24 protein-coding genes are annotated in these 21,236 nt (G+C 61.4%); 16 read left to right on the top strand and 8 right to left on the bottom strand.

Annotated elements, in window-relative coordinates; all coding sequences use genetic code 11:
* Positions 1–72: 72 nt before the first annotated feature.
* Positions 73–948 (top strand): 4-hydroxy-tetrahydrodipicolinate synthase, encoded by an 876-nt coding sequence (gene dapA, locus NYQ88_RS14595; RefSeq protein WP_275651851.1) that lies wholly within the window; start codon positions 73–75, stop codon positions 946–948.
* Between the two features lie 5 nt (positions 949–953).
* Positions 954–1,457, top strand: a complete 504-nt coding sequence (smpB, locus tag NYQ88_RS14590; protein WP_275651850.1) for an SsrA-binding protein SmpB — start codon at positions 954–956, stop codon at positions 1,455–1,457.
* Between the two features lie 9 nt (positions 1,458–1,466).
* Here smpB and NYQ88_RS14585 read toward each other — a convergent pair whose 3' ends face one another.
* Complete coding sequence (locus tag NYQ88_RS14585) at positions 1,467–2,024, bottom strand: NYN domain-containing protein (protein WP_275651849.1); 558 nt, start codon at positions 2,022–2,024, stop codon at positions 1,467–1,469.
* Positions 2,025–2,257: 233 nt separating this feature from the next.
* Between NYQ88_RS14585 and rpoZ the strand changes: the two genes are divergently transcribed.
* The 10 genes from rpoZ to NYQ88_RS14535 all read left to right on the top strand — a co-directional run bounded on the left by rpoZ (position 2,258) and on the right by NYQ88_RS14535 (position 12,034).
* Positions 2,258–2,626, top strand: a complete 369-nt coding sequence (gene rpoZ, locus NYQ88_RS14580; RefSeq protein ID WP_275651848.1) for a DNA-directed RNA polymerase subunit omega — start codon at positions 2,258–2,260, stop codon at positions 2,624–2,626.
* Positions 2,627–2,775: 149 nt separating this feature from the next.
* Complete coding sequence (locus NYQ88_RS14575) at positions 2,776–5,061, top strand: bifunctional (p)ppGpp synthetase/guanosine-3',5'-bis(diphosphate) 3'-pyrophosphohydrolase (RefSeq protein WP_275651847.1); 2,286 nt, start codon at positions 2,776–2,778, stop codon at positions 5,059–5,061.
* Complete coding sequence (gene pyrE / locus NYQ88_RS14570; RefSeq protein ID WP_275651846.1) at positions 5,048–5,641, top strand: orotate phosphoribosyltransferase; 594 nt, start codon at positions 5,048–5,050, stop codon at positions 5,639–5,641. Before NYQ88_RS14575 ends, pyrE begins: the two co-directional genes overlap by 14 nt.
* The gene (acpS, locus tag NYQ88_RS14565; protein ID WP_275651845.1) at positions 5,638–6,063 is read left to right on the top strand and encodes a holo-ACP synthase; all 426 of its coding nucleotides are present in this window, start codon (positions 5,638–5,640) and stop codon (positions 6,061–6,063) included. Before pyrE ends, acpS begins: the two co-directional genes overlap by 4 nt.
* A 30-nt stretch (positions 6,064–6,093) precedes the next feature.
* Positions 6,094–6,918 carry a signal peptidase I gene (gene lepB, locus NYQ88_RS14560; protein ID WP_275651844.1) on the top strand — a complete coding sequence of 275 codons (825 nt, stop codon included), beginning with the start codon at positions 6,094–6,096 and terminating at the stop codon, positions 6,916–6,918.
* Entirely contained in the window at positions 6,915–7,622 is a 708-nt protein-coding gene (gene rnc, locus NYQ88_RS14555) for a ribonuclease III (RefSeq protein ID WP_275651843.1), read from the top strand. The genes lepB and rnc overlap by 4 nt, the downstream gene beginning before the upstream one ends.
* Entirely contained in the window at positions 7,619–8,542 is a 924-nt protein-coding gene (gene era, locus NYQ88_RS14550) for a GTPase Era (RefSeq protein WP_275651842.1), read from the top strand. Before rnc ends, era begins: the two co-directional genes overlap by 4 nt.
* A gap of 36 nt (positions 8,543–8,578) precedes the next feature.
* Positions 8,579–9,289, top strand: a complete 711-nt coding sequence (gene recO / locus NYQ88_RS14545; RefSeq protein WP_275651841.1) for a DNA repair protein RecO — start codon at positions 8,579–8,581, stop codon at positions 9,287–9,289.
* Positions 9,290–9,403: 114 nt separating this feature from the next.
* Entirely contained in the window at positions 9,404–11,704 is a 2,301-nt protein-coding gene (gene parC / locus NYQ88_RS14540; protein WP_275651840.1) for a DNA topoisomerase IV subunit A, read from the top strand.
* 21 nt (positions 11,705–11,725) lie between these two features.
* Positions 11,726–12,034: a Dabb family protein gene (locus NYQ88_RS14535; protein WP_275651839.1), complete on the top strand. Its 309-nt coding sequence runs from the start codon at positions 11,726–11,728 to the stop codon at positions 12,032–12,034.
* Here NYQ88_RS14535 and NYQ88_RS14530 read toward each other — a convergent pair.
* The 4 genes from NYQ88_RS14530 to hemB all read right to left on the bottom strand — a co-directional run bounded on the left by NYQ88_RS14530 (position 12,031) and on the right by hemB (position 16,015).
* A complete protein-coding gene (locus NYQ88_RS14530) occupies positions 12,031–12,789 on the bottom strand; it encodes an arginyltransferase (RefSeq protein WP_275651838.1) in 759 nt (252 codons plus the stop codon). The two genes, NYQ88_RS14535 and NYQ88_RS14530, sit on opposite strands and share 4 nt — an antisense overlap.
* Positions 12,790–12,850: 61 nt before the next feature.
* Positions 12,851–13,363, bottom strand: coding sequence for an RDD family protein (locus NYQ88_RS14525; protein WP_275651837.1), 513 nt, complete (start codon positions 13,361–13,363; stop codon positions 12,851–12,853).
* A 65-nt stretch (positions 13,364–13,428) separates the two neighbouring features.
* Positions 13,429–14,856: an MFS transporter gene (locus NYQ88_RS14520; protein ID WP_275651836.1), complete on the bottom strand. Its 1,428-nt coding sequence runs from the start codon at positions 14,854–14,856 to the stop codon at positions 13,429–13,431.
* Between the two features lie 145 nt (positions 14,857–15,001).
* Positions 15,002–16,015 carry a porphobilinogen synthase gene (gene hemB / locus NYQ88_RS14515; RefSeq protein ID WP_275651835.1) on the bottom strand — a complete coding sequence of 338 codons (1,014 nt, stop codon included), beginning with the start codon at positions 16,013–16,015 and terminating at the stop codon, positions 15,002–15,004.
* A 98-nt stretch (positions 16,016–16,113) separates the two neighbouring features.
* Here hemB and NYQ88_RS14510 point away from each other — a divergent pair, with 98 nt between their 5' ends.
* From NYQ88_RS14510 to NYQ88_RS14495, 4 genes are all read left to right on the top strand, one after another.
* A complete protein-coding gene (locus tag NYQ88_RS14510) occupies positions 16,114–16,503 on the top strand; it encodes a hypothetical protein (RefSeq protein ID WP_275651834.1) in 390 nt (129 codons plus the stop codon).
* Positions 16,504–16,862: 359 nt separating this feature from the next.
* Positions 16,863–17,372, top strand: a complete 510-nt coding sequence (locus tag NYQ88_RS14505; RefSeq protein ID WP_275651833.1) for a winged helix DNA-binding protein — start codon at positions 16,863–16,865, stop codon at positions 17,370–17,372.
* A 322-nt stretch (positions 17,373–17,694) separates the two neighbouring features.
* Positions 17,695–18,897: a L,D-transpeptidase family protein gene (locus NYQ88_RS14500; RefSeq protein WP_275651832.1), complete on the top strand. Its 1,203-nt coding sequence runs from the start codon at positions 17,695–17,697 to the stop codon at positions 18,895–18,897.
* A gap of 87 nt (positions 18,898–18,984) precedes the next feature.
* Positions 18,985–19,206 (top strand): serine hydroxymethyltransferase, encoded by a 222-nt coding sequence (locus NYQ88_RS14495; RefSeq protein ID WP_275651831.1) that lies wholly within the window; start codon positions 18,985–18,987, stop codon positions 19,204–19,206.
* A 21-nt stretch (positions 19,207–19,227) separates the two neighbouring features.
* Here the strand turns inward: NYQ88_RS14495 and iolB are convergent, their stop codons facing one another.
* Genes iolB through iolE form a run of 3 tightly spaced genes read right to left on the bottom strand, consistent with a single transcriptional unit; the run spans position 19,228 to position 21,204 of the window.
* Positions 19,228–20,031 (bottom strand): 5-deoxy-glucuronate isomerase, encoded by an 804-nt coding sequence (gene iolB / locus NYQ88_RS14490; RefSeq protein ID WP_275651830.1) that lies wholly within the window; start codon positions 20,029–20,031, stop codon positions 19,228–19,230.
* Entirely contained in the window at positions 19,976–20,227 is a 252-nt protein-coding gene (locus tag NYQ88_RS14485) for a DUF3329 domain-containing protein (protein WP_275651829.1), read from the bottom strand. The genes iolB and NYQ88_RS14485 overlap by 56 nt, the downstream gene beginning before the upstream one ends.
* A 59-nt stretch (positions 20,228–20,286) precedes the next feature.
* Positions 20,287–21,204 (bottom strand): myo-inosose-2 dehydratase, encoded by a 918-nt coding sequence (gene iolE / locus NYQ88_RS14480; RefSeq protein WP_275651828.1) that lies wholly within the window; start codon positions 21,202–21,204, stop codon positions 20,287–20,289.
* Positions 21,205–21,236: the final 32 nt, after the last annotated feature.

Genomic DNA, 21,236 nt, shown 5'->3' with positions numbered 1-21,236 from the left:
ACAGTCCGGATAAGTGATACTCACCAGACGATTGCCGGCGAATGCCCGGCACCAACCAGGGAATACCGACAAATGCTGCGTGGCTCAATTCCGGCTCTCATCACACCCATGCGCGATGGGGCCGTTGATGAGAAAGCCTTTGCCCGCTTTGTCGAATGGCAAATCGAACAGGGGTCCCACGGCCTGGTGCCTGTCGGCACCACCGGGGAAAGCCCCACGGTCAGCCACGAGGAGCACAATCGCGTCGTCGACATCTGCGTGGAAGTCGCCAATGGCCGGGTGCCGGTTCTGGCGGGCGCAGGGTCCAATGCGACGGCCGAAGCCATTTCCCTTGCCCAGCATGCTGAAAAGTCCGGCGCCGACGCGGTGCTGTCGGTCGTGCCCTATTATAACAAGCCGAGCCAGGAAGGCCTCTTCCAGCATTTTTCGGCTGTGGCGCGCGCTGTCGGCATTCCGGTCATCCTCTATTCGGTTCCCGGTCGCACGGTGGCGGACCTGACGGTCGACACAATCGCGCGTCTGCACGAAGCCCATTCCAATATCATCGGCGTCAAGGATGCGACGGCTGACCTCGGCCGCGCCAGCCTGCAGCGCGCCAAGCTTGGCAATGACTTCATCCTGCTCTCGGGCGAAGACATCACTGCGCTTGGTTTCAACGCCCATGGCGGCAATGGCTGCATCTCGGTGACCGCCAATGTGGCGCCCAAGCTGTGCTCGCAGCTCCAGGAGCTCTCGCTTGCCGGCGATTTCCGAGGGGCGCTGGCCATCCAGGACAAGCTCGTTCACCTTCATAAGGCCGTCTTTGTCGAGCCGAGCCCGGCGCCTGCAAAATATGGTGCAAACAAGTTGGGGTTCTGCGCGAACGAAGTGCGCCTGCCGATCGTTCCTGTGACGTCCGCCGGCGAAGAGGCGATGGACTTTGCAATGCGTCACGCCGGACTTATCTAAGGCTCATGGCTCAGAAGAACGACAAGAACAAATCCAAGAGCGGTCTCATCAGCCACGGTCTCGTGGCTGAAAACCGTCGTGCGCGTTTCGATTATGAAATCGGCGATACGATCGAGGCCGGCGTCGTTCTGACGGGTACGGAAGTCAAATCGCTGCGTCTGGGCAAGGCTCAGATCACGGAGGCCTATGCCTCCCCTGAAAAGGGCGAGCTCTGGCTGATCAATTCCCATATTCCGGAATATCTGCAGGCCAACCGCTTCAATCATATGGAGCGGCGGCCGCGCAAGCTTCTGGTGAGCAAGAAGCAGCTGGCCCAGCTCGATGCCGAAGTCGCGCGCGCCGGCAATACGATCGTGCCGCTCAAACTGTTCTTCAATGACCACGGAAAAGCCAAGCTGCTGATCGGTGTGGGTAAGGGCAAGAAGAATTACGACAAGCGTGCCACCAGTCGCGATCGCGACTGGAACCGGGATAAGGCGCGCATCATGAAAGAGGGTGGGCGCGGATAGTCTTCCGCGCTATGCGTCCGGATTGACCGGGCGGGTGACCTGGGGCCGGCCCACGGTCTTGGCCAAATCGGCAACATCGAGGAAGAAGTCCGCCTGACGGCGCAGATCGTCCGAAATCATCGGCGTCGGCGTGGTCAGGGTTGAAACCACGGTGACGCGCTTGCCTCTGCGCTGCAGGGCGGCAACCAGGGCGGTGAAGTCACCATCCCCGGAAAACAGAATCAGGTGGTCGTAAAAGGCCGACTGTTCGAGCGCATCCACGGTGAGCTCGATGTCCATATTGCCCTTCACCTTGCGCCTGCCAAGGGCGTCGGTGAACTCCTTGGCGGGCTTGGTGACCACGGTGTAGCCGTTATAGTCCAGCCAGTCGATCAGGGGGCGGATGGAAGAATACTCCTGGTCCTCCACCAGGGCGGTATAATAATTCGCGCGCAGCAGATAGGCGCGAGCGCCGAACTCGCTGAGAAGTTTTCGATAGTCTATATCGATCCCAATCGCCTTCGATGTGGCGTATAGATTGGCCCCATCAATAAAAAGCGCAATTTTCTCCCGAGGATCAATTCCCATACTGTCAAACGCTCCAATGAACAGCTTTTATTCTGTATTGTTGCCGCTGGATTTGCAAGGGGGCGTGGTGCGGTCGAGTAAGTTCGTGTCCGGACTTTATTCTTGCGCCGCTCTTCGCATATTTCGAAATGGCTCGCAAGGCAGGGCGGGGGATACGGGCAGCGTGCAAACTTGTCATTGCCCGCTGCATGGTGTATGGCCAACCTTCGTTCCGTAAATTATTGGAGACGTTCGTGGCACGCGTCACCGTTGAAGACTGCATTGAGAAGGTCGAGAATCGTTTCGACCTCGTGCTCATGGCCGCTCATCGCGCGCGCATGATTTCCTCCGGCGCCCAGATCACTGTTCCGCGTGACAACGACAAGAACCCTGTCGTTGCCCTTCGCGAAATCGGCGATGGCACCATTTCACCTGAAGATTTGCACGAGGACCTGATCCACTCGATGCAGAAATATGTCGAGGTCGACGAGCCAGAGAGCCACGCTGCTCCCATGCTCGAAGGCTCCGGCGACGACGACTCGATCAATTTCGACACGATCAGCGAAGAAGAACTGCTTCGCGGTATCGAAAGCCTGGCTCCGCCAGAGCGTCGCGACGACTAATCGGATTTTTTCCGAAGCTGTTATTGCAAAACACCCCCGGGTCATTCCGGGGGTGTTTTTGTGTTGGATGTACAATCTCTTGGGGTGCGACCCTTCCCATTTTCATTCGAGACGCTAAGTATGGGATCAGAGCGAGAGCAGCCACCTCCATGATGCGTCAGTATGAACTCGTTGAGCGTGTTCAGGCTTACAACCCGAACGCCGACGAACAGTTGTTGAACAAGGCCTATGTCTACGCCATGCAAAAGCATGGATCGCAGAAGCGCGCCTCGGGCGACCCCTATTTCAATCATCCCCTCGAAGTCGCGGCGATCCTGACCGAGCTTAAGCTTGATGACGCTTCCGTGGCCGTGGGGCTGCTGCACGACACGATTGAAGACACTGACGCGACCCGGGCCGAGATCGACCAACTGTTTGGGCCCGAGATCGCCACCATCGTGGATGGGCTGACCAAGATCGACCGGCTGAACCTGGTCAGTCGCGAGGAAGCGCAGGCGGAAAACCTGCGCAAGCTGCTGCTGGCCGTGAGCCAGGACGTGCGCGTTCTCCTCGTCAAGCTGGCTGACCGGCTGCACAATATGCGGACGCTGCAGTTCATGCGCGCCGACAAGCAGGTGCGTATCGCCCAGGAAACCATGGATATCTATGCCCCGCTGGCGGGCCGCATGGGTATGCAGGACATGCGCAATGAGCTTGAGGATCTGTCGTTTAAGATTCTTCACCCCGAGCAGTACGCCGCTATTGTCGAGCGGCTCGAGCAATTGCAGGTCGAAAACCGCGAGACCATCGAGACCATTACGCGCGAGCTGACCGAGCGCCTCGGCGCCGAGGGGATCAAGGCGCGGGTCAAGGCGCGGGTGAAGTCGCCCTATTCGATCTTCTCCAAGATCGAGCGCAAGTCCATCGCGCTCGAGCAATTGTCCGACATGATCGGCTTTCGGGTCATCGTGGAGTCGCTGGAGCAGTGCTATCGCACCGTGGGGCTGATCCACACCACCTGGAAGGTCGTGCCCGGTCGGTTCAAGGACTATATCTCGGTCCCCAAGCACAATGACTATCGCTCGATCCACACCACGATCGTCGGGCCCAGCCGGCAGCGCGTCGAGCTGCAGATCCGGACCGAGGAGATGGACCAGATTGCCGAGTTCGGCATCGCGGCCCACGCGCTTTACAAGGATGGCGCCTCGGCCAATCTGACGCGTATCGAAAATGAATCACAGGCCTATGGCTCGCTGCGCCAGACCATCAGCCACCTGATCTCGGGCATCTCGGCCGAGGATTTCCTCGAATACACCAAGCTCGAGCTGTTCCAGGACCAGGTCTTCTGCTTCACGCCGCGTGGGCGCCTTATCGCCTTGCCGCGTGGCGCGACGCCGATCGACTTTGCCTATGCCCTGCATACCGACATTGGTGACACCTGCGTCGGCGCCAAGATCAACGGCCTCATCCTGCCGCTGGTGACGCAATTGCGCTCCGGCGATGAGGTCGAGATCCTCCGCGATCAGAACCATCGTCCGCCGTCCAACTGGATCGGCATTGCCGCGACGGGCAAGGCGCGCGCAGCCATTCGCCGTGCAGTGCGTCAGGCCGCGGTGCAGCGCGCCCATGCTCTGGGCGAACATGTGCTCAACATGATGCTCGAGCGCGAAGGCGTCATGCTCGATGATGCCGAGGCCAAGACGCTCGCCGAAGAATTGAGCCTGCCAAATCGCCGCGACATGCTCGTTGCGCTGGGTGAGGGCAAGGTTGGCAGCGAAGACCTCGGCAATGCGCTCGCCAAGGTGAAGGGCATCCGCAAGCGTCGCCGCAAGCTCGATCTGCCGGTGGCTGATACGGCGGACGGCTGGTTTGCCCTGCGCGCCACCGAATTGTTCAAGTTCCGCGTGCCCGGCGGCCAGCATGGTGGCCCGGCTGCCAAGGCGGCGCTGGCCCAGCTCGATTTCCACACGCCGGTCAGTATTACGGGTGAGGGCGTGGTTCCCGGCGATCGTCTGGTCGGCATCCTGCAGCCCGATGCGCCGATCGTTGTCTATCCGATCCACTCCGAAGTGCTCGCCCAGATGCACGACAAGGATGTGGCCTGGGTAGACGTGCGCTGGGATCTGGCAGGGGAGGAGGACCGGCTCTTCGCCAATGTGATTTCGATGGAATCGCTGAACAAGCCCGGCTCGCTGGCGCAGATTTCGTCGGCCATCGCGGCGTGTGACGCCAATATCAATAACCTGGTGATGCGGATGATTTCGCCCGACTTCCACCAGATGATCTTTGAAATCGAGGTGCGCGACCTTGCGCAACTCACCGATGTTCTGGCAACGCTCAAGCGCAGCCCGGGCCTCTCCGCCGTCCAGAGGGCTGGTGCCCGCGAAGCAGGCATGATCTCGACCCTTGAGTGGGACGGCAAAGTCGACAGGAGTGCGCGTGATGACGAAAGATGAAGTCCTCGATATTTTCCGCCAGTGCGGAGCCATGCTGGAGGGGCACTTCATTCTGTCCTCGGGACTGCGGTCTCCCGTGTTCCTGCAGAAGGCCAAGGTCTTCCAGTACGCTGAGCACACCGAAACCCTGTGCAAGGCGCTGGCCGAAAAGATCCACGGCGAAGGCTTTGGTGATGTGACCAAGGTGGTGTCCCCGGCCATCGGCGGCATTATCCCGGGCTATGAAACTTCCCGTCACCTGCGCGTTCCGGCGCTCTACACCGAACGCGTCGATGGCCAGTTCGAGCTGCGCCGTGGCTTTGAGATCGAGCCTGGCGACAAGGTGATCGTCGTCGAAGACATCGTCTCGACGGGCCTCTCGATCCGCGAATGCGTCGACGCCCTGCGCAAGATCGGCGCCAATGTGGTCGCAGCCGCCTGCCTGATCGACCGCTCGGGAGGCGAAGCCGACGTGGGCGTTCCCCTCGTCAGCCTTATCCAGTATAAGGTACCGGCCTATCCCGCAGACCAATTGCCGTCCGAACTGGCGGCATTGCCGGCGGTGAAGCCTGGCAGTCGCGGTATCCAGGGCGTCAAATGATCATTGGGCTAGGTTCCGATCTCATCCAGATTCATCGTGTAGGCGAAGTGCTCGACAAGCATGGCGAGCGCTTCACCAACCGGTGTTTTACCGAGATCGAGCGCCGCAAGTCTGATCGCCGCGCCCAGCGCGCCGCCTCCTACGCCAAACGGTTTGCTGCCAAGGAAGCCTGTTCCAAGGCGCTCGGCACTGGCCTCAGCTATGGCGTCTACTGGCGTGATATGGGCGTGGTGAACCTGCCGTCCGGCAAGCCCACGATGCAATTGACCAATGGCGCGCTGCGGGCGCTGGAGCGGCTTGTGCCGCCCGGCCACGAGCCCCATATCCATCTGACCATCACCGACGATGCCGGGCTCGCCCAGGCCTTCGTCATCATCGAAGCGCTACCCAGAACCGTTGACCCCGCCGCGGCAACGCTCTAACGCTTCCGCATTGCCGTTCCGGGGACGAAGATGACCCAATCTGCCGACAAGACCGCCAAGAAACCCGCCACCAACGAGTGGTGGGATACCTTTGTGGTCGTGGTGGAAGCGCTGCTGATTGCCATCGTCCTGCGCTTTTTCCTGTTCCAGCCTTTCTCCATTCCGACCGCTTCGATGCAGCAGACCCTCATGATCGGCGATTACTTCGTCGCCAATAAATTCGTCTGGGGCTATGGCAAGCACTCGTTCTCGCTGGGACGCTACGGCAATTTCTCGGCGCTCGACTTCGAACTGCCAATCTCCAACCGCATCATGGGTCGCGACCCCAATCGCGGCGACATCGCCGTGTTCCGTCCGGTCCCGCAGGACATCGAATATATCAAGCGTATCGTCGGTCTGCCGGGTGACCGCATCCAGGTGACCAATGGTCGCCTGCTCATCAATGGCACGATGGTCGAACGCGAGGAAATCGGCAAGAAGCAGGACGTCGACAGCAATGGCGACGCGCGCGAAGTGACCGTCTATCGCGAGACCTTCCCCGAAGGCACAAGCCACATCATCCAGGAAGTCGGCGACAACCTGCCGCTCGACAACACACCTGAATATGTGGTGCCAGCCGGCCATTACTTCATGATGGGCGACAATCGCGACCGCTCGGCGGACAGCCGCGTGCTGAGCCAGGTCGGCTATGTGCCGGCGATCAACCTGATCGCCAAGGCAGAGGCGCGCTTCTTCTCGATCAAGGACAATCTGCCGCCCTGGCAGATCTGGCAGTGGCCGGCCAACGTCCGCTGGGATCGCATGTTCCAGTACGTCGACACCGACCAGCCGTATGACACGACGGCGACGCCGTGAGTCGCCGCAGCAATGGACATGAAAAGCTCCAGTTCCGGCTCGGCTATCGCTTTGCCGATCCGGATCTGCTCGAGCGCGCGCTGAGTCATTCCAGTGCCATTTCGCCCAGCAAGCGGGTGGAAAATTCCTACCAGCGTCTTGAGTTCCTAGGCGACAGGGTGCTCGGCCTCGTTGTGGCCGACATGCTCTATCGCAAATTTCCCAAGGCCAATGAGGGCGAGCTGAGCCGCACGCTCAATTCGCTGGTGCGCAAGGAAACCTGCGCCGTGATCGCGCGCCAGCTTGATCTCGGTCCGGAGATGATCCTGGGCGACAGCGAAGCCCGCACTGGCGGCGCTGAGAAGGAAGCCATTCTGGGCGACGTGACCGAGGCCATCATCGGCGCCATCTATCTCGATGGCGGCATGGGCAAGGCCTATGAATTCGTCCAGCGCCATTTCGAGGAATTCATCGCCGACGGCCAGACCCATCGCGCCGACGCCAAGACCACTCTGCAGGAGTGGGCCCAGGCCAAGGGCCTCGAGCCGCCGACCTACGCCCTGGTGGAGCGCACCGGGCCCGACCACGCCCCCGAATTCACCATCGCCATCGATCTCGCCGGATATGAGCGGGTCGCTGCGACCGGCCCCTCCAAGAAGATTGCCGAGCACAAGGCAGCCCAGGAATTCCTGGTCCAGCAGAAAGTCTGGAAGGAACAGAAATGACCGACCCCGTCGAACTAACGAACACATCCTGCGGCTTCATTGCGCTTGTGGGTGCGCCGAACGCCGGCAAATCGACCCTGCTCAATGCTCTGGTCGGCACGAAAGTGTCGATCGTCACGCATAAGGCCCAGACTACGCGCAGCCAGGTTCGCGGCGTGCTGACGCTCGATACGGCCCAGCTCGTCTTCGTCGATACGCCGGGCATTTTTGCGCCCAAGCGTCGGCTCGAACGCGCCATGGTGGACAATGCCTGGGGCGGGGCAGGGGACGCCGATATCGTCGCCTTCATCATCGATGTTGGTCGCGGTATCGCGCCCGATATCGAGCAGCTGCTCGAAGGACTGGAGAACATCCGCCAACCCAAGGTGTTGATCCTCAACAAGATCGATACCGTGAAGCCCGAGAGCCTGTTGTCCCTTTCGCAGACGCTCAATGAGCGCACGCGCTTCGAGGCGACTTTCATGCTGTCCGCCCTCAAGGGCAATGGCGTGAAGGATTTCATCAACTGGTGCGTTGGGCACATTCCCCCGGGCCCGTGGCACTTCCCCGAAGATCACCTGACCGATCTGACCATGGCGATCACCGCCGCCGAGATCACGCGCGAAAAGCTGTTCCTGCGTGTCCACGACGAGATCCCCTACAACTCCACGGTCGAGACCGAGAGTTTCAAGATCCAGAAGGACGGGTCCTACAAGATCGACCAGGTCGTCTATGTCTCGCGCGACAGCCACAAGAAGATCGTGCTCGGCGCTGGCGGGCAGACCATCAAGGCCATTGGCGCTGAGGCGCGCAAGGAGCTGATGGAGATGTACGAAGTGCCGATCCATCTCTTCCTCTTCGTCAAGGTCCGCGAAAAATGGGCTGACGATCCGGAGCGCTACCAGGAAATGGGGCTGGAATTCCCCCACGACAAGAAATGAGGTCGCGCCCCGGCATTGTTCGGGGCGTCAATCGCAATGGAATGGACCGGTGAAGCCCTGCTGATAGGCGTCAGGCGCCATGGCGAAACCAGCGTCATTGCCGAGGCCATGGTTGCCGGACGCGGACGCTATCTCGGCCTCGTGCGGGGCGGGCGGTCGCCACGCCTCGCGGCGACGCTGCAGGCCGGGAACACAGTTCAGCTGACCTGGCGGGCGCGCACCGAGGATCAGCTCGGCCAGTTCAGCATCGAACTGCTGCAGGCCCGCGCTGCCGAACTCATCGCCGACCCGACGCGGCTCTATCTCAGCCAGCTCGTCTGCGAGCATCTGAGGCTTTTGCCCGAACGGGACCCGCACGACCGGCTACTGGGCATGGCGTTGAGCCTGATTGACCACGCGCCCGACGGGGTGGCTCTCGCCAGGTTCGAACTGGCCGTTCTCGACGAACTCGGCTTCGGGCTTGATCTCGAAAGCTGCGCGGCGACCGGCGTCACCACCGATCTTACCCATGTTTCCCCCCGGTCCGGCAGGGCGGTGTCGCGCGCGGCAGCCGAGCCCTATCGCGACAAGCTCTTGAAACTGCCGAGCTTTCTGGTCGCCCGCGGCAATGCGTCCCCAGGCGATATCGAAGACGCGTTTCGCCTCTCGGGTTTCTTTCTCGAGCGCCACGTCTGGGGCCCGCGGCGCGTCGATGTTCCGGCAGTACGCGACATGCTGCTCAACCGGCTGATGGCGAAAGCCGAATGACGGCGGACGTCGCGAAAAAATCGGCTGTTTCTGCGGGAAAACCTTGGGGAAATAGGCTTCCGCGCCTCTAGCTCGCTATACTCTGCTCCTGATTCGTTCTCATTTCGAGCCACCATGTCCGATACCGATACCAGTCCGCCGGCCGACGATCAGCGTATCGTCGATCTCAAGCAGGCGCTTGAGGAGCGGTACCTGAGCTATGCGCTCTCGACCATTACCCAGCGCGCGCTGCCCGACGCGCGAGACGGCCTCAAGCCGGTGCATCGCCGCATTCTGCACGCCATGCGCCTGCTCAAGCTTGATCCCAATCAGGGCTACAAGAAGAGCGCCCGCATCGTCGGTGACGTGATCGGTAAGTTCCATCCTCATGGCGACCAGTCGATCTACGATGCGCTCGTGCGCCTGGCGCAGGAATTCTCCCTGCGCTATCCGCTGGTGGACGGGCAGGGGAACTTTGGTAACATCGACGGCGATAGCGCCGCGGCCATGCGATATACCGAAAGCCGCATGACCGAGGTGGCAACGCGCCTGCTCGAGGGCATCACCGAGAACGCCATCGACTTCAAGCCGACCTATGACGGTGAAGACGATGAGCCGGTGGTCCTGCCGTCCAATTTCCCGAACTTGTTGGCCAATGGCTCGACCGGCATCGCCGTGGGCATGGCGACCTCGGTGCCACCACACAATATCGTCGAACTCTGTAATGCGTCGCTGAAGCTCATTCATAATCCTGCGGCCACGGTCGACGACCTGATCCATCAGGATCTGTCGGCGCCGCCATCCATGGACGATCTGATCCGTGGTCCGGATTTCCCGACGGGCGGACAGCTGGTCGAAACGCGCGCGTCCATCGTCCACTCCTATGAAACCGGGCGCGGCGCTTTCCGCACCCGCGCGGTCTGGGAGAAGGAAGAAAAGGGTCGCGGCGTTTACCAGATCGTCGTGACCCAGATCCCCTATGGCGTGCAGAAATCGCGCCTCGTGGAAAAGATCGCCGAACTGCTTCTGGCCAAGAAACTGCCGCTGCTCAAAGACGTGCGCGACGAGAGCGCGGACGATATCCGCCTCATCCTCGAGCCGCGCGCCGGCACGGTGGACGCCGTCATCCTGATGGAGCAGCTGTTCAAGCTGACTGAGCTCGAGCTTCGTTTCGGCTTGAACCTCAACGTGCTCGACCGCGGCACGGTGCCAAGGGTGATGAGCATTGCCGACGCGCTGCGCGCCTGGCTCGATCACCGCAAGGAAGTGCTGGTCCGCCGTTCGGAATATCGATTGGCGCAGATCGCTGCACGGCTTGAGGTGCTCGAAGGCTATATCATCGCCTACCTCAACCTCGACGAGGTGATCCGCATCATCCGTGAAGAGGATGATGCCAAGGCCAGCCTGATGGCCGCCTTCAATCTGACGGACAATCAGGCCGAAGCCATCCTCAACATGCGCCTGCGCTCTTTGCGCAAGCTCGAGGAGATGGAGCTTCGCCAGGAGCACAAGAACCTCTCCGAGGAAAAGGGCAAGCTCGAGCATCTCCTGTCTTCGGACAAGCGCCTTTGGGGCGAGGTCGCCAAGCAGGTCGAGACGCTCAAGAAGTCCTACCCGCTGTTTGAAAAGGACGGCACGACGCCGCATCCTCTCGGCGCGCGCCGCACCTCGATTGGTGCCGTGCCCACTGCCGACGCTGCCGAGATCACCGAAGCCTTTATCGAGCGCGAGCCGATCACCGTCATTCTCTCCGAGAAGGGCTGGATCCGCGCGCCCAAGGGCCACAATGCCACGATCGATGAGAAGGCATTCAAGAGCGGCGACAAGCTGAGGCTCTCGTTTAACTGCGAGACCACCGACAAGCTCCTGATGATGACGACGGACGGCAGGGTCTACACCATTGGTGCAGACAAGCTCCCGGGTGGTCGCGGGCAGGGCGAGCCCGTCCGCATCATGGTCGACATCGAGGAAGGCCACGAGATTGTCGCGCTCTTCGTCCACAAGCCGGGCACAAAGCGTGTGATCGCGTCCTCGGCCGGATATGGCTTCGTCGTCAACGAGGACGATCTCATCGCCAATACCCGCAAGGGCAAGCAGGTGCTCAACGTCTCCGCGCCCGAGGAAGCCAAGCTGATCGTCCCCTGCGACGGCGACCGGGTCGCGGTGATCGGACAGAACCGCAAGCTGCTGGTGTTCCCGATGACCCAGCTCGCATCCATGACCCGCGGCAAGGGCGTGCGCCTCCAGCGCTACAAGGACGGCGGGATTTCCGACATCAAGACCTTCTATGCGGCCGATGGGCTGACCTGGATGGACAGTTCGGGAAGGACCTATTCAAAGCCCACCGAGGAACTGGTCGATTGGCTTGGCGACCGCGCTGCAGCTGGCCGTCAGCCCCCAACGGGCTTCCCGCGCAACAACAAGTTTGTCGGCTAACCGATTCAAGGGACTCATCAAATGATCCGCCACTGCGTGTTTGTTCGCTTCCGTGCCGATGTATCACTTGAAGAACGCGCGGCGATCTACACCGAGCTTGAATCGCTGCGCGAAGTCGTGCCGGGATTCCTAGGTATGGCCTATGGTTCCAACGTTTCGCCCGAGGGCCTGCACCGGGGCTATATGGATGGCTTCACCATGGATTTTACGGATGAAGCGGCGCGCGACGCCTATCTCGTCCATCCCGCGCACAAGGCGGCGGGCGGGCGTCTCGTGGCAGCGCTCGAGGGCGGCCGAGACGGTCTCATCGTTTTCGATATGGCCGTCTAAACCGTCGGGGACGGCTCGGCATCGGTGAGGGACTGGCGCACCCAGCCCTCATGCCCGCGCTGGACTTCCAGCGGCTGATAAAGGGCCTTGTAGGCCATCTTTGGCGAGTTCTTCACCCAATAGCCGAGATAGACATAATCGAGGCCGGCGGACCTCACCTGGGCGATGTGGTCGAGGATGAGGAATGTACCGAGGCTGCGGTGCGCCTGGGCTGGGTCGAAGAATGAATAGACCATCGATAGACCGTCGGGCATGACGTCGGTCAGCGCCACGGCCACCAGCGGTTCGCCGGGTTCGCTGAGCAGGCGATATTCGACAACGACGGACTGAACCGGCGTGTCCTCGACCATGTACTCATAGTCATCATAGCTCATCTGCGTCATCCCGCCGTCGGCATGGCGGGCGTCGAGATAGGTCTTGAAGAGGTCGAACTGTTCGGCGGTCGCCTGGGGTTGGCGCACGGTGATGCCGAGATCGACATTGTTGCGCAGGACGCGGCGGAAGCGACCTGAGGGCGCGAACTCCTCAGCCATAATGCGTACGGATTGGCACGCATTGCAGCCCTCGCAGGCCGGGCGATAAATCAGGTTCTGGCTGCGGCGAAACCCATTGTCACTCAGCAGGTGATGCAGCGCCGAGGCGCGCCTGCCCGTCAGATGCGTAAAGAGCTTCCGCTCCTGCCGGTCAGGCAGGTAGGGGCACGGCATTGCGGCGGTCAGAAAGAGCTGGGTGGATTCCGGGGACTGGTTGGTCATCTAGGACCCAAAAGCTGCGACAGCCCTAATTGTACTCTCGCACCCGCTCCGCTGCAACGGCTCAGAAAGCCCCAGTTTGCCGCATCCGCTGCCAATGACGCATCATCGGCGAGCGCCGCACCATGAGCGTGCCCACGATGAGGTCGTGGATCATCTGGCGGCGCGGTGTGAAGAGGGCGAACACGAGCGAGACCGGCCAGGAAATCCAGAAAGTCAGCCAGAAGACGAGGGCGTGGATGACCGCCATCCAGCCATCGAGTGGCACGCCACGGGTCGGGGTGAGGACAAGGTCCATCATCTGCATGCCCACAGTCGCCCGCTTTGCCGATCCGAGCGTGATCGCATAGTAGATCACGATCGAGGCGGGAATGACGACGAGGAGCGAGACCCAGGCGAGGCCAAAGGTGAAAAAGCCCATGATGCCGCCGACGATCGACACGACAGCCACGATCAATGAGATCAGGATGATGTCGATGATCCCGGAGATGGTGCGTCGGGTCAGCAGGCCCTCGAAAAGTTCGGGAGCCGTTGCAGGATCGGGCAGCTGGGGGCGCGAGGCGGTGTCTTGGGTCATGGCCAGAAGATTGTCATAGCCGCGCCCCAGTGCAAGAGCTTGGCGCCGAGAAATTGCGTCCGCGGCTAGGTTGCCTGGATCAGTTCAGCCCCGCCGACGCCCTCACTGGTCGCGCGACGCACCATGGCCACGGACGTGACCCCGGCCAAGGCCGCGATGACCGCCGCCGTCACGAAGATCGGGACTGTCGTGGCGAGGATTTCGTCCGTGCTGGTCGCCACGGCATAGCCCGCACTATTGGCGGCCAGCCCGGCAATTGCCGCGCCGATGGCATTGCCGGCCGACTGCGTGGTCGGGATCAGCGCCGAGGTCCGGTCGCGCTCGGCGTCCCCCGTGGCCTCGATCAGCGTCAACAGGACATAGCCGCTCGACATACCAAAGCCGGCGCCGATCACCAGCTGCGAGAGGATGAGCAGCGGCGGCAGGTTGAGGAGGAAGCCGGACAGCACGCCGAGCAGGCCGATGCAGAGGCACGCCGGCCCAAGCTGGATCAGCAGGTGGCGCGTCGAGCGCTTGCGCACATTGGCAACGGTAACCGACGAGAGGCTCCAGGCAACGGACATGACAGCGCCGACGGCCCCGGCTGCGGTCGGCCCATAGCCCCACAATTGCTGCAACAGCATAACGAGATAGACCGCCGTAAAGGCGCCCGCCACCGGCATCAGCAGCACGACCCAGAAGCCGGGGCCCAGTGGGGAGTCCGACCAGAAGGCCCCGGTAGGAGTCAGCGGGCTCTTGCTGCGTCGATCCATCCAGATGGCGACGAACAGCGCCAGGGCCGCCGCCGCCACAAGGGCAAGCGCCTCAGGGCCGGGCAGGAGGGAGGCGATGGCGAGTAGAAGGATGCCGCCACCGATGGCCATAAGCCGGATGCCCGGAAAGCCTGCCTGGACATCGCCGCCGCGCTTGTTGGGCACCACCAGCGCCACCATGAGGCAGAAAATGGCGACCACTGGCACGTTGACGAGGAAGGCGGCGCGCCACGAGACGAACTCGGTCAGCGCACCAGCGCCGGCCGGGCCGCCAAAGGCCGCGATAGCCCAGATAACGGCCTGCATGCCAAAAATCTTCGGCACCAGCCGGTTGGGAAAAAGCTCGGGGATCAGCGAGAAACAGAGTGCCGCGACGACGCCTTCGCCAAGACCCTGGATGGCCCGGCCGACCAGAACCTGAGTCATGGTGCCGGCGCCCGCCGCAACCAGTGTTCCGAGGAGGAACACGCCGGCCATGGCGAGCAGAGCCCAGCGTGCACCGAGTCGCTGTTTGACCAGCACCGCGCCGGCACCGCCGACAATGGCAAAGACCAGATAAAGGGTCGTCGACCAGGAGATCACCTCGGCGCCGTCGAGTTCCTTGACCGCAGTCGGCAAAGCCGTGGAGGACAGGAAGGCGTTGAACGCCAGGAGCGCGACCCCAAGGCAGAGGATGATGGTCGCAGCGAGATATTTTGGGCCAAAAATCTCGGCCCAGCGCCCTTCGACATCAGCCGACATTGGGAACTCCGGTAGTTTTCAGATTGCGTCTTGGTATTTCACTGTCTGTGGAAGCAATGTCGGTCTTGTCCACGCAGCGAAAGGAAAAGGCCTCCGTAAAAAGGCGGAGGCCTGTAATCCGTTGCTTGGCGATAAACCAGGTTGGTCAGTGGCTCAACTTGCGGGCCATTTCAAGTGCGTAATATGTAAGGATGCCATTCGCACCTGCGCGCTTGAAGGACCAGAGGCTTTCGAGCACTGCCGCATCACGATTGATTGCTCCAGCCGCGCCGGCCATCTCGATCATCGCGTACTCGCCGCTCACCTGGTAGGCATAGATCGGGATGTTGAAGGCGTCTTTGGCCCGACGGATGATGTCGAGATAGGGCAGGCCGGGCTTGATCATGACGCTGTCGGCACCCTCGGCGATATCCTGCTCGATCTCGCGCAGGGCTTCGTCGGTATTGGCGTAGTCCATCTGATAGGTGCGCTTGTCACCCTTGAGGCGGCTTCCAGAGCCGACGGCCTCGCGGAACGGGCCGTAAAAGCAGGATGCATATTTGGCCGAATAGGCCATGATCTGCACATGCTCAAAACCTTCGCCATCCAGGGCCTCGCGGATCCCGGCAACGCGGCCGTCCATCATGTCGGACGGGGCGATGATATCGGCGCCGGCGCGCGCCTGGACGAGCGCGGACTTCACCATTGCGGCGACGGTCTCGTCGTTGAGGATTTCGCCGTCGCGGACGAGGCCATCCTGGCCGTCGCTGGAATATTCATCGAGCGCCACGTCGGCGATGAGGCCGATATCGGGAACAGCACTCTTGATGGCGCTGAGAACGCGGCACATCAGATTGTCTGGGTTATAGGCCTCGGCGCCGTCTTCAGCGCGCAGATGGTCGGGGGTGTTCGGGAAAATGGCGAGGGCAGGGATGCCCGCGTCGCGAGCGGCCTTGGCGGCTTCAACCATGAGATCGATGGAGAGGCGCTCGACGCCTGGCATGGTCTTGATCGCGGTCCGCTCATTGCTGCCCTCGATGACGAACAGCGGCCAGATCAGGTCCCGCGGCAGCAATTGGGTTTCGCGGACCATGTCGCGGCTCCAGCCGGCCTGCCGTGTCCGGCGCAGTCGGCTGCCGGCGAGGAAGGACATGTCATGCTTTGGCCAATCAGTGCTCATTCTCAGGCGCTCCGTTTCTGTGGTCTTCCTATCAGTGCCGCGACGGCGGTCCAAGCCACCGCTTGTCGCAGGGGCCGGCAATCGCTATCAAGACGTCCATGTTGTTCAAGGCGCCCCAACTCGGTCTCTATATCCGGATCGTCGCGATCCTCAGCCTCTTTCTGGGGCTGAACGATGCGGGCCGTCTGCTCGGGGTCAATCTGGGCTCGACCAGCCCTCTGGCCGTCATGGGCGAGTCTGCCTTTGTCTTCCTCGCTGTCTTTTCCCTCGCGCGCCTCTTTGCTGGCGTGGGCTTGTGGATCAAGGCGAGCTGGGGAGCCGTGCTCCTAATTGGAGCCACAGCAACCGAGCTCGCTCTTTATGTTGCAGGCAGCCCGGATATTCATATGAGCGCTGTCGGCTTTTCCGTCCGCGTCGTCCTTCTCGTCGCCATTCTTCTGATCTTTGGTCTCAGTATCCGGATCAGCCGCGCCCAGGCCGCTGACTGAGAAGACCTCGCCGGGCCCCGAATGCGGAGGCCTGCATTCTCCTAAAATGGCGTGCTCTGGTTTAACCGCTTTCGTCCGGCTGCAGGGCGCTGTCGCGCCCGCCGGTCGCCGTGACCTTACAGACTTATCCACGGGCCGATCCCCAGCGCGCAATGCTCGGAAGTATAGGGGTGCCGCCCTTCACACCCTCGTAAGGTTACAATTTTATCAACCGGTGTAACGATCCATAAAGCCAAATTCCCATTGGTTTCCAGTAAGATAGTTTTAAGCGTGCCGCTTAGGGTGATCTTAGTCCGTGGGCCGTAGTTTGGCCTCATGAGATGCGAAAAATCGCACGCAGAAAAAACAGTGAGGCACAAATGGCAATCAAGTCGAACACCGCAGAGAACATCGTTCCAGAACGCAGCGAAGGTCTGAAGCCCCTTTACCTCGAAGCCGTCTCCCGCGTTGAGCGTCTTCATCGCCGTCTCCTCGACCTGATCAAGGACGAGTTCGACCGTATGGGCTGGGACGATATCAACCCCGTCCAGGCGCTGCTGATGTTCAACATCGGCGACAGCGAACTGACGGCTGGCGAGCTGCGCTCGCGCGGTTACTACCTCGGCTCGAATGTCTCGTACAATCTCAAGAAGCTGGTCGAAACCGGCTACATCTTCCAGGAGCGCTCGCGCACCGACCGTCGCTCGGTCCGTATCCGCCTGACGCCCAAGGGTGAAGAAGTGGCGGAAGTGATCGACGAGCTCTACGACCGTCACCTCAAGTCGATCGATAAGGTCGGCGGCCTGGGCGACGAAGAATTCGACAACCTCAACAAGTCGCTGGCGCGTCTCGAGCGCTTCTGGGTCGATCAGATCCTCTACAAGCTCTGATCTCCGGGTCACCGAAGAGCATTTCGGGCGGGTGGGGGCGCGTGTTGCCTCCGCGCCACACCTGCGCGTGAACGCTGGCCTTCTGGCCGGCGTTTTCTCATTTGTGCCTCAAATTGAGTGCAGCACCGTTACGTGGTTTGAAACCATTTCCCGTTTATGGATGGGTGTGCTGATGGTTCACAAGGCGTTGACAGACGTTGTGTGGCCGGTGCGGCAATGCTAACCGCGCCATCTGATGATGGGCGTTCTGCTGGGTGATTCAATGCGGCTAAATCGACGTTCTCTTCTCCGTACTCTCGCTGTTGCAGGGGCTGGCGTTGCCATGCCGGCCATCGTCAGGGCGCAGGAAGGCGAGTCCGTATGGGACATGTTCGCAAGAAACCGCGTCCTGCGTGATGCGGATCAGGGTGGAAACACGGCTGCCGCAGAGGCGCTGATTTCGACCAATGAACCGATCCTCAGCTTTGATACGGCCTATAATCTCCAGCTGGCCATTTCCCAGTATGAACCTTTTGTCGCCGCTGGCGGCTGGGAAGAGACGCCGCAGGAGGCCTATGGCCTCAACCTCGGCAAGTCGACCCGCCATGTCGTGCAGCTCAAGCGCCGCCTGATTTCGTCTGGCGATATGCCGCTGGTCGACAATGTCAGCGAAGTTTTCGACGCAGCGACCGATCGTGGCGTCCGTGCTTTCCAGGCCCGCCACGGTCTTCGCGTCACCGGCCAAGTGGATGAGGCGACCTGGTATGCGCTCTCCGTTCCCGCAGGGACCCGCCTGCAGCAGCTTTATCTCAATTACACCCGCGTCCAGAACATGGCCGCCAAGCTCAACCCGCGCTATATCGTGGTCAACATCCCGGCCGCCACAATCGAAGCGGTGAACGATGGCATGGTCGAGCAGCGCCATACGGCCGTTGTCGGCCGCGTCGATCGGGCGACGCCGATCATGGCGTCCAACATCCACCAGATCAATTTCAACCCTTACTGGCACGTGCCCAAGTCGCTGGTCCGCCAGGACCTGACCAAGTACATGCAGGAAAACCCGAACTACCTCGCAGAGCAGAATATTTTCATCTACGACGGCAGCGGCAACAAGGTTGATCCCCAGACCATCAACTGGGCGAACATCACCGACGCTCAGGTGAACTACATGTATCGCCAGGAGCCCGGCGCCGCCAACTCGATGGGCCACTGCAAGATTAACTTCTACAATCCCTACGATTGCTATCTGCATGACACCCCGGGCAAGGAATTGTTCGGCGAGAACGCCCGCTTCCACTCTTCCGGCTGCGTGCGCGTGGAAGGCGTCAACCAGCTGGTCAACTGGCTGTTGCGCGACAATGGCGACTGGGACCAGAATCGGGTCGACTCGACATTCGACGCGCTGCAGCGCCTCGATGTGCAGGTCACGGCAAAGGTGCCGATCCACACCACCTACATCACGGCCTGGGCGAACAAGCAGGGCACCGTCAGCTTCCGCGACGACGTCTACAAGTTCGACGAGCAGGGCAAAGTCTCGTTCAGCTGATCGTTTAAAAGCGCCCTCCTCACAGGAGGGCGTTTCCGTATAGGCATAGGCAAGAATCTTGCTATCCTTGCCGCGCTTGGAGGTGAGATGTCAGCGGGTGTTCTGTTCGAATTCGTTCAGATGGGCCAAGTGATGCGCGTCGCTGCCATCGACGAGGTCACGGGAACGGAAGTCATCGTCATCACGCCGCTCAACGCCACGCGCCTCCAGATGCAACGCGTCGCCATGGCCAAGCTCCGGCGCAAGCTCGATACGGCGGAAGCCGAAACACCCGCCCCCAAGTCGCCGAACTCGGGTCGCTACGCCTGACCGGCGCGCAGTCAGCGCCTTCTAGTCCTTCAGCATCCACTCATGCTCTGCCGCGTTGTGGAATTTCCACACACGCTTCGGCCCAGCCATGACGTTGAGATAATAGAGGTCGTAGCCTGCGGTAGTGGCGACAGGGTGGTACCCACGCGGGACCAGAACCACATCGCCATCCTCGATTGCCATGGCCTCATCGAGGCTGCGATCGTCTGTGTAGACCCGCTGGAAGCCAAAGCCCTGCGGCGGGTTCATCCGGTGATAATAGGTCTCTTCGAGAAAACTCTCGTGCGGAAGATTGTCCTCGTCGTGCTTGTGCGGTGGATAGGACGAGGTATTGCCCTGCGGCGTGATCACTTCCACGACGAGCAGGGCATGCGCCGAAGCGTCGTCCTCGGGCATGATGTTGTAGACGTGCCGTATATTGGCGCCCTTGCCACGGGTGATGCGCGGATGGGTCCCCGGCGGAATGACCTTTGCCGCATAATCGCCGCCGCCCGGAGCCGAGCAGATGGCGAGCTCGAGATCGGTTGTCGCATCGACGGCCCAATGGCGACCCGCGGGCACATAGAGCGCCCAGGGCGCGCCCTCGAACGGGCTCATGCGCTCGCCCAGTTCGCCGAACTCCTCGCCATCGACCGCAAACTTGCCCTTGCCGCTGACAATGACGAGGCAGAGTTCGCGATCCTCGGAGGCCCCGCCGAACACTTCGCCTGGTGTCAGCCTGTGCAGGGCAAATCCCACATGGGTCCAGCCCGCCGAAGCGGGCGTGACATCATGGATCTTGCCGGTCCGCGTCGTCGGGCGAACGAGAAGAGGGGATCTGCTCATTTGGTGTCTCCTCCTTGGGGAACCTGTAGAAGAAATTCCAGGCAACATAGGCCAGCGCCAGGCCGACCAGCACGGCCCAGAATTGATCGCCCGTGTAGAGCAGTTCCCAACCCAGCCAGAGGGTGAGGAAGACTGCCACAGCGACCCGGCGCCAGAGTGGCCGAAACCAGTTAACGTCGTTTTCCTTGAGCGCCATGCCGACCCCTCCCGCTTGATTCAGTTCGGCAAGGCTTTAGCACAGCCCATTCAAAAGACTCAGTGTTTCGGAAAACCCTCGGTTTCCACGGTGTAACCAGCGTCAGTCATCACCCGCATCAGCTCGGCATGGCCGATCCGTGCCATCTCGAGCGGCGGGCTCTTGCCCGGATCCTGCTCTGCCTCTACCACGAACCAGCCTTCATAACCGTGATCGGCCAGGCGTTGCACGATGGCGCCAAAATCGAGAGATCCGTCGCCGGGAACGGTGAAGGCGCCAAGCGCCACGGCGTCGAGGAAACTCTGCCGGTTGCGATCAAGCCCATCGACCACCTCGCGGCGGATGTCCTTGACGTGGACATGGTTGATCCGGGCGTAGTGCTTGTCGATGGCGCGCAACACGTCGCCGCCGGCGAAGGCCAGATGGCCCGCGTCGAGCAGCAGCGGTATGCCGGCCCCGGAAGCGGCCATGAAGGCGTCGAGCTCGGGCTCAGTCTCGACCACAGCGGCCATATGATGATGGTAGGAGAGGGGCATGCCCCTGTCTGCGCACCATTCGCCGAACTCGGTCACCTTGCGGGCATAGGCCTTCATCTCGTCGTCGGACAGGCGCGGCTTCTGCGCCAGCGGGATGTGCCGCTTGCCCTGGATCGAGCGGCCAACCTCGCCATAGACGATGCACGGTGCATCGACGGCCTTGAACAGCTCGATCATCGGCGCGATGCGGTCCTTGTTGGCTGCAAGTTCTTCGTCAACCAGCGTGCCCGAGAACCATCCACCACAGAGGGTTACGTCGGCCGCCCTGAGGATGGGCAACATGACATTGGGGTCATCCGGAAAGCGACGACCCTTTTCCATGCCGGTGAACCCGGCCGAGCGCGACTGCCTGAGGCATTCCTCGAGGGAGACGTCGTCGCTGAGTTCGACGAGGTCGTCGTTCCACCAGGCGATTGGCGACATGCCAAGTTTGGCCTTCATTCAGCTCGTCTCCCTGCGCGCTTCGGCGCTCA

This window comes from Devosia sp. SD17-2 (assembly GCF_029201565.1).
Taxonomy (GTDB): Bacteria; Pseudomonadota; Alphaproteobacteria; order Rhizobiales; family Devosiaceae; genus Devosia.
Note: the sequence above shows the minus strand (reverse complement) of the source record. Positions and strands in the feature narration are given on the sequence as shown.

Coding starts and splice junctions, on each gene's coding strand:
- NYQ88_RS14530 (WP_275651838.1), bottom strand. CDS start 12,789: ATGACCAACCAGTCCCCGGAATCCACCCAGCTCTTTCTGACCGCCGCA.
- NYQ88_RS14485 (WP_275651829.1), bottom strand. CDS start 20,227: ATGGCGCTCAAGGAAAACGACGTTAACTGGTTTCGGCCACTCTGGCGC.
- iolB (WP_275651830.1), bottom strand. CDS start 20,031: ATGAGCAGATCCCCTCTTCTCGTTCGCCCGACGACGCGGACCGGCAAG.
- dapA (WP_275651851.1), top strand. CDS start 73: ATGCTGCGTGGCTCAATTCCGGCTCTCATCACACCCATGCGCGATGGG.
- NYQ88_RS14500 (WP_275651832.1), top strand. CDS start 17,695: ATGCCGGCCATCGTCAGGGCGCAGGAAGGCGAGTCCGTATGGGACATG.
- NYQ88_RS14520 (WP_275651836.1), bottom strand. CDS start 14,856: ATGTCGGCTGATGTCGAAGGGCGCTGGGCCGAGATTTTTGGCCCAAAA.
- NYQ88_RS14495 (WP_275651831.1), top strand. CDS start 18,985: ATGTCAGCGGGTGTTCTGTTCGAATTCGTTCAGATGGGCCAAGTGATG.
- NYQ88_RS14575 (WP_275651847.1), top strand. CDS start 2,776: ATGATGCGTCAGTATGAACTCGTTGAGCGTGTTCAGGCTTACAACCCG.
- era (WP_275651842.1), top strand. CDS start 7,619: ATGACCGACCCCGTCGAACTAACGAACACATCCTGCGGCTTCATTGCG.
- lepB (WP_275651844.1), top strand. CDS start 6,094: ATGACCCAATCTGCCGACAAGACCGCCAAGAAACCCGCCACCAACGAG.
- parC (WP_275651840.1), top strand. CDS start 9,404: ATGTCCGATACCGATACCAGTCCGCCGGCCGACGATCAGCGTATCGTC.
- acpS (WP_275651845.1), top strand. CDS start 5,638: ATGATCATTGGGCTAGGTTCCGATCTCATCCAGATTCATCGTGTAGGC.
- hemB (WP_275651835.1), bottom strand. CDS start 16,015: ATGAGCACTGATTGGCCAAAGCATGACATGTCCTTCCTCGCCGGCAGC.
- pyrE (WP_275651846.1), top strand. CDS start 5,048: ATGACGAAAGATGAAGTCCTCGATATTTTCCGCCAGTGCGGAGCCATG.
- NYQ88_RS14510 (WP_275651834.1), top strand. CDS start 16,114: ATGTTGTTCAAGGCGCCCCAACTCGGTCTCTATATCCGGATCGTCGCG.
- recO (WP_275651841.1), top strand. CDS start 8,579: ATGGAATGGACCGGTGAAGCCCTGCTGATAGGCGTCAGGCGCCATGGC.
- iolE (WP_275651828.1), bottom strand. CDS start 21,204: ATGAAGGCCAAACTTGGCATGTCGCCAATCGCCTGGTGGAACGACGAC.
- NYQ88_RS14505 (WP_275651833.1), top strand. CDS start 16,863: ATGGCAATCAAGTCGAACACCGCAGAGAACATCGTTCCAGAACGCAGC.
- NYQ88_RS14535 (WP_275651839.1), top strand. CDS start 11,726: ATGATCCGCCACTGCGTGTTTGTTCGCTTCCGTGCCGATGTATCACTT.
- smpB (WP_275651850.1), top strand. CDS start 954: ATGGCTCAGAAGAACGACAAGAACAAATCCAAGAGCGGTCTCATCAGC.
- NYQ88_RS14525 (WP_275651837.1), bottom strand. CDS start 13,363: ATGACCCAAGACACCGCCTCGCGCCCCCAGCTGCCCGATCCTGCAACG.
- NYQ88_RS14585 (WP_275651849.1), bottom strand. CDS start 2,024: ATGGGAATTGATCCTCGGGAGAAAATTGCGCTTTTTATTGATGGGGCC.